Annotated in this window: 10 protein-coding genes and 2 pseudogenes; 3 read left to right on the forward strand and 9 right to left on the reverse strand. The window is 62.1% G+C overall.

All coding sequences use genetic code 11. The annotated features are described in order from the left end of the window. Positions 1 to 75 precede the first annotated feature (75 nt). On the reverse strand, positions 76 to 1,278 hold the full coding sequence (locus WCA85_RS31360; RefSeq protein ID WP_424068982.1) for a polysaccharide biosynthesis/export family protein: 1,203 nt from the start codon (positions 1,276 to 1,278) through the stop codon (positions 76 to 78). A 154-nt stretch (positions 1,279 to 1,432) separates the two neighbouring features. After that, positions 1,433 to 2,856 (reverse strand): annotated as a pseudogene (locus tag WCA85_RS31365) (undecaprenyl-phosphate glucose phosphotransferase). Positions 2,857 to 3,185: 329 nt separating this feature from the next. On the opposite strand from WCA85_RS31365, the pseudogene WCA85_RS31370 reads away from it, so the two are divergent. Beyond that, positions 3,186 to 3,526 (forward strand): annotated as a pseudogene (locus WCA85_RS31370) (hypothetical protein); the annotation flags it as partial. 99 nt (positions 3,527 to 3,625) lie between these two features. Here WCA85_RS31370 and WCA85_RS31375 read toward each other — a convergent pair. After that, complete coding sequence (locus WCA85_RS31375) at positions 3,626 to 4,519, reverse strand: SDR family oxidoreductase (protein ID WP_424068964.1); 894 nt, start codon at positions 4,517 to 4,519, stop codon at positions 3,626 to 3,628. Positions 4,520 to 4,623: 104 nt separating this feature from the next. Between WCA85_RS31375 and WCA85_RS31380 the strand changes: the two genes are divergently transcribed. Further along, positions 4,624 to 5,463 carry a helix-turn-helix transcriptional regulator gene (locus WCA85_RS31380; RefSeq protein WP_424068966.1) on the forward strand — a complete coding sequence of 280 codons (840 nt, stop codon included), beginning with the start codon at positions 4,624 to 4,626 and terminating at the stop codon, positions 5,461 to 5,463. A gap of 47 nt (positions 5,464 to 5,510) precedes the next feature. Here the strand turns inward: WCA85_RS31380 and WCA85_RS31385 are convergent, their stop codons facing one another. The 3 genes from WCA85_RS31385 to WCA85_RS31395 all read right to left on the reverse strand — a co-directional run bounded on the left by WCA85_RS31385 (position 5,511) and on the right by WCA85_RS31395 (position 10,046). After that, the gene (locus WCA85_RS31385) at positions 5,511 to 6,824 is read right to left on the reverse strand and encodes an MFS transporter (protein WP_424068968.1); all 1,314 of its coding nucleotides are present in this window, start codon (positions 6,822 to 6,824) and stop codon (positions 5,511 to 5,513) included. A 61-nt stretch (positions 6,825 to 6,885) separates the two neighbouring features. Next, a complete protein-coding gene (locus WCA85_RS31390) occupies positions 6,886 to 8,247 on the reverse strand; it encodes a CaiB/BaiF CoA transferase family protein (protein ID WP_424068970.1) in 1,362 nt (453 codons plus the stop codon). Beyond that, entirely contained in the window at positions 8,244 to 10,046 is a 1,803-nt protein-coding gene (locus WCA85_RS31395; protein ID WP_424068972.1) for an acyl-CoA dehydrogenase family protein, read from the reverse strand. Before WCA85_RS31395 ends, WCA85_RS31390 begins: the two co-directional genes overlap by 4 nt. Positions 10,047 to 10,183: 137 nt before the next feature. Between WCA85_RS31395 and WCA85_RS31400 the strand changes: the two genes are divergently transcribed. After that, positions 10,184 to 11,080, forward strand: coding sequence for a LysR family transcriptional regulator (locus tag WCA85_RS31400; RefSeq protein ID WP_424068974.1), 897 nt, complete (start codon positions 10,184 to 10,186; stop codon positions 11,078 to 11,080). 120 nt (positions 11,081 to 11,200) lie between these two features. Here the strand turns inward: WCA85_RS31400 and WCA85_RS31405 are convergent, their stop codons facing one another. The 3 genes from WCA85_RS31405 to WCA85_RS31415 all read right to left on the reverse strand — a co-directional run bounded on the left by WCA85_RS31405 (position 11,201) and on the right by WCA85_RS31415 (position 13,254). After that, positions 11,201 to 11,575 (reverse strand): single-stranded DNA-binding protein, encoded by a 375-nt coding sequence (locus WCA85_RS31405; protein WP_424068976.1) that lies wholly within the window; start codon positions 11,573 to 11,575, stop codon positions 11,201 to 11,203. A 94-nt stretch (positions 11,576 to 11,669) separates the two neighbouring features. Further along, positions 11,670 to 12,461: an SDR family NAD(P)-dependent oxidoreductase gene (locus WCA85_RS31410; RefSeq protein WP_424068978.1), complete on the reverse strand. Its 792-nt coding sequence runs from the start codon at positions 12,459 to 12,461 to the stop codon at positions 11,670 to 11,672. Positions 12,462 to 12,558: 97 nt separating this feature from the next. Beyond that, positions 12,559 to 13,254 (reverse strand): SDR family oxidoreductase, encoded by a 696-nt coding sequence (locus WCA85_RS31415; protein WP_424068980.1) that lies wholly within the window; start codon positions 13,252 to 13,254, stop codon positions 12,559 to 12,561. Between the last annotated feature and the right edge of the window lie 159 nt (positions 13,255 to 13,413).

The following is a 13,413-nucleotide window of genomic DNA, read 5'->3' on the forward strand; positions in this document are numbered from 1 at the left end:
GCAAAGCCTGGGTCAGCAACGCGGCCGCAACCGGGCTCCGGCAAACGTTGCCTTCACACACCATCAAAACGGCGGTCATTTCGCAATGACTCCCGCTGTCAAACCGGTGCTGATCAGCGGCATCAGCAGGCTCAGCACACGATTGAAGCGAACCAGGCCGCTGCCGTCGACATACACGACGTCTTTCGGTTGCAGTTCGAAATCTTTGGCGAGCAGCATTGCAACCGGCGAATGACCGTCGAGGCGGAAGACCTGCGGCTCGCCCGTCAGCGAACCGCGAATCACAAACATCTGGGCAGCGTCGGCCGTCGAGGCATTCACACTGCCTGCCTGCGACAACGCATCGGCGAGCGTGATACGTCCGGTTCTGCGCGGAATCGCGGAAACCGGCTTGTTCACTTCGCCCATCACGTACACGTCGTTTTCGTCGCGTGACATCACGCGCAGTACATCCCCGGCTTTCAGGTACAGCCGGGACGGGCTCAAGCCTTGATCCAGCATTTGCGTCAGATTCACGCGGTGCGACTGCCCGTCGCGCACGAGCACAAGATCGCTCTGGTCAGCGGTCTCGCTGAAACCGCCGACGCGGCTGACGGCCTCATAGAGCGTCATGGGGACGTCGTTGAGCGCCAGTGCGCCAGGGCTACGGACTTCACCATCGACGTACACCTGGTGCGCCCGGTATGAAGCCATGCGCACGGTCACCTGTGGTTTAACGAAGTATTTCGCCAATGCGCCGCTCAGAGACTGCCGTATCTCGTCCGTACGCAAACCGGCCACGTGCAGCGTGCCCGCATACGGAAAAGTGAGGTCGCCGTTTTGGTCGATGACGAATCCCGCAAGCGGATCGGCGGGTCGCGCTGAGGACTGCGTCTGCGAAGAACCCAGTGCGGCCGCTAACTCCGGGTGGTCCCAGACCACGATTTGCAATACGTCTCCAGCGCCGACCACGTAGGCCTGCGGCGTGCCGGACAGCATTTGCGACAGTTCGAGTTGCTGCTGCTTCCGGCTCTGCCCAAGGCGCGAGATCAGCGCGGCGTCGAGCTCGGTGATAGCGATCTCCGGCGTCCCTGACGTCGCGTCCGCCTTCTCGCTTGCCGTGTTCGCACGCGTCTCTCCGGAGGAGACGGAAGCATTCGAGGAATCCGGCGTATCCTGCAGTCGCGATGTTTGCATCCGCATGCCCGGCGCAACGGCGCACGCGCTAGTCAGCAGAACAACCGCCGCCATCGAGATCCCAAGCCGACAGACCGGCTTGGTGAGAGTCACCGCTAACATCGTATTCAACCTATTCTTCAAGCGAGCGTGCCGAAGCCGCTCATGCTGCAAACAAGCGCTCGGCCCTATCCATGTTTCATCGAACGACATGCCTTGCTTCGATTAGTAGTACTTTTCGATTCAGATACGTCAAGCTACGTAAGTGCGCTACGTTTCAATATGCATTCCGGTGCCGTAACCCCTTCACCACCGTTGAAAAGACGATCCGCATGTCCAGTCCGAACGACCAGTTACGCAGGTAGTACAGATCGTGTTCCACCCGTCCTTGCATCTTTTCAATGCGTCGGTCTCCCCGCGAAAACCGTTGACCTGCGCCCACCCGGTGATACCCGGCTTGATCCTGTAACGGTGGATGTAGCCATCGACAATCGTCCGGTATTGATCGTCATGCTCGATCGCGTGGGGTCGCGGCCCAACCACCGACATTTCCCCGCGCAGTACATTCAGAAACTGCGGCAACTCGTCAAGGCTCGTGCGACGCAGAAACCCGCCGACGCGCGTAACGCGCGGATCCCCGCGCGTCGCCTGACGCACCGTGCCTGACTGCTCCGCATGCAAGCGCATCGAGCGGAACTTGTAGATGCGGAAGACGCGTCCATCCGCACCTTTGCGCCGCTGGGTAAACAACACCGGCCCCTTCGACGATAGCTTCACAGCCGCCGCGATCGACAACATTACCGGCAGCAGACCCAGCAGCACCACCCCGGCAAACAACCGATCGAACGCCGCTTTCTGCATCAAGGCGTACGGGGTCATTGGCGAGGCCATCAGATTGATCGCCGGCGCACCGATCAGATCGACGACGTTCCGTTCGAACATCGCGAGGCCGCGCACGTCAGGAATCAGGCGCACATTGACGAGGTCGCCGCTGAATTGCCTGAGCACCCGGAGCGCGGCGTCCTCCTCGGACATCGGCAGTGCGAGCCAAACTTCCTCGATCTGTTCACGCCTGACCCAGTCTGCGAACTCCTGCAGACGCGCGAACGAGGGCAAACCGGGGAAATCGGGCTCACTCCCGGGCTGCGTGTTGAACGTGGCTACCACCCGGAAACCCGCGTCCGGTGAACTCAAGATATTGGCGATCACGCTGTCACGATGCGCACCGGTTCCCACCACAGCCACCATGCGCAGATTCCGGCCTGCACGCCGCACCCGGCCGAGCACCACGTGCACGAGCAACCTTGATGCGACAAGCGCTGCCGCGGTTATCGCGGTCCAGGTCACGCACCAGAGCCTGGACACAGACGCCGTGCTGTGAAACAGGAACATCATGGCAAGACCGCCGCCCTGCACGACGACCCAGCCCAACACGATGTTGATGCTCAAACGCCATTTCGAGCGGCCGCGCCACGAGTCGTACACCCCGAACCATGGCAGCACCAGGATGGCGAAAGTCATATCAAAGGCGACGAACGCCACGACTGCGCCGTCGAGAATCGAATGGTCGGCGATTGGCACGCAGATCCACAGCGCCAGGGCCGCCCCAAACGCGACTAACATCACGTCGAGCAAACGCGCCAGCACGCTTTCGAGGTCGGCGAAGTTCCGGCCGGTGGTTTGATTAATCGCCGTGTACATCGCATCCAACCTGGCAACCGATAGCGCTGTGGCATTGAGCCGACGCTTCGACGTGACATGCCTGGGTTGAGAAGCTCCCGCCCGCGAACACGGCGGGATAGCTCAAATTGATCCTCGGCTTCATCGCATCACCCTCAACACTCCGCACGCAATGCCGCTTAACTGCGTCGCTTTACAAGAGGTCGAAGTTTGCTCTCACTCCCAGCTCCGCGGCGTGAGAAATTTCCCAATCACGCGCGACATTCGTCAGACCAAGAAAGACGAGTCCGGAGCAGTCTGAAATCCTTCCCAGGCGTCTAGTGGGATATTGAATTTAATCGGGCGTAAGCCATGATCAGAAGCGCGACCTGAGGTTTGTAGCCGGCAATCTACCCGAGCGTGTGCGCAACTTCCGTGGCGCTCCGCTAGATAACTATTTTAGGGTTGCACGTGGCCGGTCAGCGAATGACGCCGAAGCGCACCGCGCTTGCTGTGGTGGCACGGGGAACGACGATTCAGAGCGGCTCACGCAGCCGCCGCTGCTTCTATCTGTGTGTGGCGCGCAGCTGGACAGATTCCCGGCAAGAGGAGGCAGTGAGTGCAGATCGATGAGCGGCTCGTCGCCGAATTGGACATGGTGGCGCCAAGCATGCGTCACCATGTACGAGCGCTTGAATCGCGCAGGATAAAGCGTCAGTTGATGAAGAAGGCCGCAGCGCCCATTGCGGCCGAACACCTGTAGTTGAAGTCCGGATTGCGCGTGGACCCTTGCCCACTCCCCCGCCAAGCGTCACGACTGCGTGTAATAACCCGCCTGCTCGATATCAGCGAGAAGCGCTGGCCCGCCAGGCTGCCAACCCAACCGCTCCCGCGTCCGCTGGCTGGAGGCCGGGATGTCGAGCGCCGTGAACATCCCGATCCAGCCGAAGTGCTCATTCGCTTTCTCGGGATTGATACTAACCACCGGCAGGTTCAGGCAGCGGCCAATCACGCTGGCGATCTCACTAAACGGCACGCCTTCCTCGGCAACCGCGTGATAGCACGCTCCGGCGTCCCCCTTTTCAAGCACGAGCCGGTAGAGATGGGCCGCATCGAAACGGTGGACTGCGGGCCACCGGTTGAGTCCATCTCCCACGTAAGCCGAGACGCCCTTCTCGCGTGCAACCGCGATGAGCATTGGCACAAAGCCATGATCGCCATTTCCGTGCACCGATGGAGCAAGGCGCACCACAGAGGCACGCACGCCGCGCGCCGTCAACGAGGCCGCGATCTCTTCAGGATCACGGGGAAATGCCGGCATAGGCGCACGAACATCTCCTTCATTCGCAATACGGCCCGGCGCCAGAAGCGCAACGCCCGAAGTCACGATCAGCGGCCGGTCGGAGCCTTCGAGCGCCGCGCCGAGTGCCTCCAGAGCGCGCCGTTCCGCTGCGCTGTTCTCGGCGAATTTTGAAAAGTCGTGGTTGAACGCTGTATGGATCACGCCGTCCGCAGCGAGTGCGCCGCGTTGCAGGCTGTCGATATCTTCGAGCGAACCGCGATGCACCTGCGCGCCCGTGGCGGCAAGCGACGCGGCAGCCGTCTCCGAGCGCGCGAGACCCAGCACCGTATGCCCTGCATTGATCAATTCCTTGACGACCGCAGAACCAACGAAGCCTGTTGCGCCGGTCACAAATACCTTCATGGAAACTCTCCTGATCCAAAGTGGACCAGAGTCATTCTTGGCGTGTACGCTATCGCGGTAAAGTAGTGACGTTACACGGGTATACCGACTAACAGGATGCGAGCATGCCAACCGCGAACGACAATCCCTTGGGCGCCTACCTGAAGGACCGCCGCACCAGACTTGACCCCGCTGCCTTTGGCATTACGTTGACGCGCCGGCGCACACCCGGGCTGCGGCGCGAAGAAGTCGCCCAGCGCGCCCACGTCAGCGCGACCTGGTACACGTGGCTCGAACAAGGCCGAGGCGGCGCTCCCTCACCCGAGGTTCTGGAGCGGATCGCCGGCGCGCTGATGCTGACAGACCTCGAACGCGAGCACCTGTTCCTGCTCGGCCTGGGCCGGCTGCCGGAGGTCCGCTATCACGCAAGCGAAAGCGTGACACCACGACTGCAACGCGTGCTCGACGCACTGGAACCCAGCCCCGCCGTAATCAGGACCGCCACCTGGGACGTGCTCGCCTGGAACCGCGCAGCGACCGCAATGTTGATCGACTACGCGGCGCTCGCGCCGGAACAACGCAACCTGCTGCGCCTCATCTTCTGCGACCCCCGCGTACGCGCCGCGCAGTTCGATTGGGAAAGCGCCGCCCGCTTCGTGCTGAGCGCGTTTCGCCTCGATGCCGCACGTGCCGGGGCGACCAGTCAGGTCAGCGCGCTGGTAGACGAACTCTGCCGGCTGAGCCCGGAATTCGAGACGATGTGGCGCGAGAACGACGTCCGCGTGCACGGCGAGGCGGTCAAGCACTTGCGGCATCCCATCGCCGGGACGATCGCGTTCGAATATTCAACCTTTGCCGTCGATGGCCGTCCGGATCTCAGTATGGTGGTCTTCAACCCGGCAACCCCAGCCGATGCAGAGGCGATCAGATCGGTGATCACAGCGCAGCCGGTCACCTCACGGTAACTTGTTTGTGCGGACCGTCTGCGCGACTCCCAATCGATCAACGAGCCTTAAAACGCTTCCACCCTCGCCTGCGCCGGTGCACTTCTCTTGCGCTCCAGCGTGGTGATACAGATGAGCGAAATCGCCGCCAGCACGCTGTAAAACACCGCCAATGGCCACCACTGACCCGGATAGCGGTGCGCGAGAATCGTACCGATCAACGGCGTCAGGCCGCCTGCCAGCGCCGCGCACAATTGATACGACAGCGAGATCGCCGAATAGCGGACCCGCACGGCGAAGGCGTTCGCCATAAAGCCGGCCATCACTGCGTAGGAACTGGACATGCACATCACCGCGAGCGCGATGCCAATCACGATCGCCACTGGCCGTCCGCTCGATACGAGCGCAAACATCGGATACGGCGAGAGCATGGCGAGTGCCGCCGCGCTTTTCAGAAAACGGCCGGTGCCGATGCGTTGCGCGAACCAGCCTGACGCAAACTGCGTACCGAGTTGAATGAACGCAACGACGAAGAGGCAATCCAGAATCACGGCACGGTCCAGACCGAGCGTCTGTGTCGTGTAGTTGAGCATGAAAGTATTGACGAACCACGCACCTGCGACGCCGATCACATTCGCGCCGAGGCACAGCAATAGCGTGCGCCACGCATCGCGTATGACTTCGCCAACGGGTAACGCGGCCACGCGGCGCTGCGCCTTGAGCGCCACGAACGCGGGAGACTCGCCTACGCCCATACGAATCAGCAGGCCCACAATCAACAACACCGCGCTGGCCAAAAACGGCAGACGCCAACCCCAGTCCATGAAGGCAACCTTGTCCATGGAGGACACGGCGCGAAACGCAATCAGCGAGAGGATCAGGCCAGCGGGACTTCCAAGCTGCGCGAACGACGCGAAAAACGTGCGACGCCCTTGCGGCGCATGCTCGCTTGCCATCAACACCGCACCGCCCCACTCGCCGCCAATCGCGATGCCCTGCGCAACCCGCAGCACGACGAGCAGCACTGGTGCCAACACCCCGGCACTAGCGTAGGTCGGCAGAAAACCGATGCCTACTGTGCCCACACCCATGATCGCCAGGGTCGCCACCAGCGTCTTCTTGCGGCCGATCCGGTCGCCGAGATGGCCAAACACAAGGCCACCGAACGGACGCGCGAAGAATCCCACCGCAAAGGTGCCGAACGATGCAAGCGTGCTGAAGAACGGCTCGCTACCTGGAAAAAACAGCTTGCCGAAGATCAGCGCGGAAGCCGTGGCGTAAATATAGAAGTCGTACCACTCGATGGTGGTGCCGACAAACGCCGCGGCGGCGGCGCGTGCCGGTTGACGGCCCGCGGGGTGATCGTCTGAGTGAGGGGTCATGGCTGTCTCCGTAATATTTTGGGTTATGGCGTGCGATGCGGCCTCTGGGTGCCGTCTTCGCTTAGGGATGCTTTACGTCGTGATGCATGCCGCTAATGCTCGACTCCTTCAGTACGCCAGCTTCAAAGAGCCGCTGCTGGGTCGCCGCGTCGATGCCGAGCGTGTCCAGCACCGCTCGCGTATCGCCGCCCAGCGAGGGCGGCGCGTTACGGTACGTGGCGGGTGTGCGCGACAGCTTGATCGGTGTGCCGGTGCCGCGGTACTCCCCCATCTCCACGACCATCTGGCGATGCAGTGTATGCGGGTGACGCGCGACCACATCGACGGTCTGCACCGGACCGCAGGGCACGCCAACCTGCATCAGATCGCGCGCGAGCGGCTCACACTCGTGGTTCGCTAACTGTGCCTCGAGCGCGGCTTTCAATTCCGTGCGATGCGCGCACCGGCTGCGGTTGTCGACAAAGCGCGGATCGTGCGCTAGCTCTGCCGCGCCGAGTTGCGCGCAGAGCCGGGCAAACTGCCGGTCATTGCCGACTGCGAGAAAAATCGGCGCGGTGGCGGTGCGATAACTGTCGTAAGGCGTGATGTTCGGATGCGCATTGCCGCTGCGTTGCGGCGTGCGCCCGGAGCCGAAATAGTTCGGCAGATGCGGATGCAGCAAGGACACGCCGCAGTCATACAGCGCGATATCGATCGACTGCCCGAGGCCGCTCACGTTGCGCTCCGCGAGCGCCAGCAGCACACCGGCCAGCGCGTTGAGGCCGGTCACCATATCGACGATCGGCAAGCCGATGCGCGTTGCGTCGCCATCGCTATCGCCATTGACGCTCATCAGGCCGGCCATCGCCTGGATGACCGCGTCGTAGCCGGGCAGGCCACCAAGCGGTCCATCGGGGCCGAAACCGGAAACAGCGCAGTGGATTAACCCCGGGAAGCGTTCTCGCAGATCGAGCTCGTAGTCCATGCCCCAGCGCGCGAGCGTGCCGGGCTTGAAGTTCTCGACCAATACGTCAGCGTCTTCGAGAAGTTTCCACAGGATCGCGCGGCCCTCGTCGCATGAGAGGTCCACCGCAATCCCCTGCTTGTTACGGTTGACGCCAGCGAAATACCACGCCGTATCGCCAAAGAACGGTGGCCCCCAACCGCGCGTTTCGTCGCCAGTGGGCGGTTCGAGTTTGATGACGTGCGCACCATGATCGGCGAGCGCCTGCGTGCAATACGGGCCGCCGAGCACGCGGCTCAGATCGATCACCTTGATGCCTTGCAGTGCGCCGGATGTAATGGGCTTTGCGCCGCTGCAAAGTGCGGAATTCGCGGCATTCGAGGCACTCGCCGCGTTCGTGGCGTTCGTGGCGTTCGTGGCGTTCGTGGCGTTCGCGCTGTCTGTAACACTCGCAACATTCTTGCCGTCCGGCGCATTCATGACGCGCTCCTTGCCGGCAACACCTGCATGGCTTGTTGCTGCGTGAGCGCACGTCCATTGACGAGCGCATCCAGGACGGCCGTATCATCGGCCGATGCGTCCAGTTCGAGCGGATCGACAGGCATCAGCTTGTGGCGCAGCACCAGATGAGCCAGCGCGAGACGTCGATAGTCGGGTGCGAGCTGCACACCTTCGCATGCCATCAATATCGCAGTGCTCGCGTGATACAACGCGGAGCCCGCTTGCCGGACCTGCTCGTCGTGACCGGAGTCCGCGACGCGCATCACCGCATCGCATGCGCGTGAGAGCGTCGTGCGCAACAGCGCGAGACTCGCCGCTGGCAATCCAGCCGCGCCCATCAGATCCTGCAGATACGTGCGCAGCGGTTCAAGCGCGCCGTCGCGCTTCGCGGCACGCGCGATATCAAGCGCCACGATGTTACTCGTGCCTTCCCAGATCGAACCGAGGTGGGCATCGCGCACGAGCCGCGCATCGCTCCATTCTTCGATATAGCCGGTGCCGCCGCGCACTTCCATTGCATCGCCGGTCACACGACGCGCATCGCGGCAGGCGCGAAACTTGATCAACGGCGTGAGGATTCGCACACACCTGGCCGCTTGCGCGTCGCCCGCATCGGCTTTGGTCAGCAGCAGCGCAATTTGCATGAACATCGAGCGCGCCTGTTCGGCCGGCAGCATCATCTTGAGCAACTGACGCTGCATCAACGGCATATCAATCAGCTTGCGTCCGAACGCTTCGCGATGGCGCGCGATGTGCAGCGCCTCGGTCACGGCGCGCCGCATCAGCCCGGCCGCGCGCACGCCGTTCGACAACCGCGACATGTTGATCATGTCGGCCATCTGATGAAAACCGCGCCCGACTTCTCCGATCAGATATGCCTGGGCCCCTTCCAGAACGATCTCGCCGCTGGCCATCGAACGGCTACCGAGCTTGTCCTTCAGGCGGACGATGCGATAGCGGTTGCGAGTGCCATCCGGCAAGGTCTTCGGCAGCAGGAACAAGGCAAGGCCGTTGATGCCGGCCGGCGCATCGTCTGGACGCGCGAGCACCATGGCGAGGTCCGCGTCGGCATTCGAACAGAACCACTTGTCGCCATACAGACGCCACGTGTCCGCGCCGTTCGCATTGTGTGTGTCGCCTGCATCACGTGCATCACGTGCATCTCGGGCGTCACGGGCATCACGCGTGGCGCGTGTCGCGATTCGCGCGACATCCGAACCCGCAGCCTGCTCGGTCATGAACATCGCGCCCTGATACAGCGTGTCGAAGTCACGCGAAGCCAGCATGGGCAGGAAGCGCGCCACCAGTTCCGGCGAGCCGAACTTGCGCAGCGTACGCGTCAATGAATCCGTCATGCTGACGGGGCAGCACAAGCCGAATTCCGCCTGCACGAACAAAAAGGTCAGCGCGTATTTCACCAGCGGCGGCGGTGCATGCTCGCTGTGGCTCAGCGACGCCAGCCCCAGTTCGGCATACGCGACGCGTTCTAGCGCGACGTAATCCGGATGTTTGTCGATACTCTGCAATGCTTCGCCGCGCCGCGTGCGATGGTGCAATTGCGGCGGATTCTTGTCGGCGGTGAGTGCCCACGCGTCCAGTTCGTCCGAGGCGCGCTGGCCCAGCGAAATTAGCTCCGCTTCCATCTGACGATACCGTGCCTCGCCCAGATGAAGCTTCAGCAATGGCCCCAGATCCGGGTCGCTCGTGAAGAAGTTGATGCCCCGGCTATCGGGGATGTTGGCTGAGCCGGCGGTCGGCTCGCGGGTCATATCGTTCATGCGGGTGTCTCCTGCTGCCTTGATGTCCTTTGTGGAAGCAGCATAGGAGCGCGATCGATAATCGTCTAATACAGGATTTGTCCGGTACGATAGATGGCATTTATCGTTCTTGCCGCTTTTAAACGCCGGAGGCGCCCGTGGACCTCAAACAATTGCGCTACTTCGTGGCCGTCGCGGAGGAACTGCATTTCGGCCGGGCGGCCAAGCGGCTGTTCATTTCGCAGCCGGCGCTGAGCTTCGACATTCGCAAGTTCGAGGAAGAGCTGGGCGTGCAGTTGCTCGCGCGCACTAACAAGAGCGTGGCGCTCACCAACGCCGGCCAGGTGTTGCTCGATGAAGCGCGCCGTCTGTTGCTGCAGGCGAGCGAAGCCGAGCGCATTACCGTACGTTCGGCGCACGGACTCGCTGGGCGTCTGCGGATTGGTTTTGTGAATTCGATGCTGTATCGCGGGCTGCCGGATGCGGTGAAGCGTTTTGAAGCCGATTATCCGAATGTCGAAATCGTCCTGAAGGAGATGAATACCAGCGAGCAGGTGCATGCAATCCAGCGCATGCAGATCGATATGGGTTGCGCATTCTGGGGCAATTTTCCGGCAGACGTGGTGTCGACGCCGGTTTTTTCCGAGCCGTTCCTATGCTGCCTGCCAGCGCAGCATCCGCTGGCAAAGCGCAAAAAGATCGACCTGCGTCTGTTGGCGCAGGAGCCGTTCATTCTGTTTCCGCGCACGGTGTCACCGCATTATCACGATCTGATCATCGCGCAGTGCGTCGGGGCGGGATTCAGTCCACTGATCCGACACGAAGCGCGCTTGTGGCAGACCGTGGTGACCATGGTGGAGTTCGGCATGGGCGTGGCGCTCGTGCCTTTTACGCTGCGTCAGGTGCATGACGACCGCGTGTCCTACTTGCCGTTGCAGGGGAAGACACTCGAATCGGAGGTACTGCTGTTGCGCCGCGCGGGCGACGCGGAGCCGGTCACCGAGCGGTTTGGAGAGTATCTGCGCGATGCCGCGCGCGAGTCGCGGTTTGCATAAAGGGTTGCCTTGATGCGGCTTGCCTGGAACGGCTTCCGTAGCGGCCATGCATGAAGCGGTTCGCTTAAACGGCTTTATATGAAGTTGCTTGCTCGCTGTGGCAGCCCCATGCCATGTCCATCAAAGCAGATCATCCGCATCCGCCCCCGCAGCGGCGGCGTCCGCGTTCTCGCCACCCACCACGGCGCGCTTGCGCCGCACGTGATACGCCGTCAACAGACCATGCGCGACCATATCGAGCGCCGGCTTCACCAGGCCGTTCTTGTCGGTCCACACCTTCGGCGTCAGCGCCCCGCTCAACGCGACGCTATCCGCATCGCTCAATGCCAGCAGTCCGGTCTGAACTTCATCGTCGAACGCAATCACATTGACGAATAACGTGTCGCCGTCACCCGTGGTCGCCCGCACCTTGCAGGTCACAAAACGCCTGCCGTTCTGTCCAGTGCGGATCTGGGCCTCGCCATACAGACGCCCACCTACCAGTCCATCGATCATCTCATCCGCTCCTGTGCGTTGCTGTGCATGACTCACGCGAGACGTCGTGTTTCGCGTGAGCCGTATGATCCCACGAGCGGATGAGATCGAGGCGTTAAAACGCGCTCTTTACCACGCCGCCGTCAACGCGCAACGCGGCGCCGGTCGTCGCCGAGGCCAACGGGCTCGCGACATAAGCCACCAGCGACGCCACTTCTTCCGTCGTGGCGAAGCGCTTGATCAGCGACGTCGGCCGCACGTGCTCGAAGAAATCCTTCTCGACCTGCTCTGCCGATTTGCCATCGGCCTTTGCGAGGCTGTCGACAAAATCACCCACGCCGCGCGACTTGGTCGGCCCCGGCAGCACGCTATTGACGGTGATGCCGGTGCCCGCAACCGATTCGGCGATCCCGCGCGCCACCGCGATCTGCGCGGTTTTCGTCATGCCGTAGTGAACCATTTCGGCGGGAATCTGCACCCCGCTTTCGCTCGAAATGAAGATGATGCGCCCCCAGTTGGCACGCTTCATCGACGGCAGGAACAGGCGTGCAAGACGCACACCGCTCAATACGTTGACATCGAAAAAGCGCTTCCAATCCTCATCCGGAATCTCTTCGAACGCCTTGGGCTCGAAAATACCCAGATTGTTGACGAGAATCTCGACATCGGGATAACGCTGGGCAACTTCATTGGCCACGTCAGCCTGGCTCAGATCGCCCGCGAAGCCCAACACGTCGGCGCCGGTGCTCGCCTTCAACTCGGCCACCACCTTGTCCACCGCTTCCTGCTTGCGGCCGTTGACGATCACGCGCGCGCCCTCTTGCGCTAGCGCTGTGGCGATTGCCAGGCCAATGCCCGCGGTGCTGCCGCTGACCAGCGCCAGTTTGTTCTTCAGTTGCAGATCCATGTTCGTTCCTTTAGTGACCTTTTCAGGCAGGTGAATGACGCGCGCGGCCACATGGCGGCAAGCGTCCAAAGCGTGACGGGATCAGTCCACGTCCAATTTACAGCAGACCGCCGCCGTCGACATCGACGACCGCGCCGGTCATGAAGCCGTTGGTCATCACCAGCCAGTAGGCCTGGGCGAGATCATCGGTCTGTCCAACCCGTCCAACCGGCAGGCCGCTGCCGGCCTGTGCCGCCATAGCCTTGCGCTCGGCTTCCGGCATCTCGCCCCACATGCCGGTCTCGACCATGCCCGGGCTCACCACGTTCACCCGCACCGGCGCCAGCTCTTTCGCAAGCGTCTTGCCCATGTTTTCGATGGCAGCGTTCATGGTCGCCTTGACGAGTGCGCCAGGCACGGCTTTACGCGCCAGCAGCCCGGAGGTCAGCGTGATCGAGCCGGTTTTGGCAATGTAACGCGCAGCGTGTTTGGCCGCGCGCATCTGGCCGAAGACCTTCACGTCGTAGGCTTCCCTGGCGGCGTTGATATCCAGGTCCACCAGTTTCGCCGAACTGATCACCGGGCCTGACGTGACGACCAGATGATCGAGCGCGCCGAGTTCGCTGAAGAAGCGTTCGACGGCGGCCTCATCCGTGATATCCACGCTGGCCGTTTCGATTTCCTGCGACCACCCGGCAGGCGCCGGACGCCGCCCAACCGCAATCACGCGGGCGCCTTCCGCTGCGGCCCGTTGAGCGACCGCGCGGCCAATGCCGGACAGTCCACCGATCACGACCACCGTTTGCTGTTTCATGATGACCTCTCATATGAGATTGACGATGAACTCATTCTGATTGCGTGCCGCCGTTTTGATAATTGGCGTAACATTTGAAGAACTTTCAAATCCGGAAAGACAATGGCGACGGACCGGCTCGGCGATATGCAACTGTTCGTGGAAGCGGCGGCGCTGGGC

Source organism: Paraburkholderia sp. (genome assembly GCF_049581445.1).
GTDB lineage: Bacteria > Pseudomonadota > Gammaproteobacteria > Burkholderiales > Burkholderiaceae > Paraburkholderia.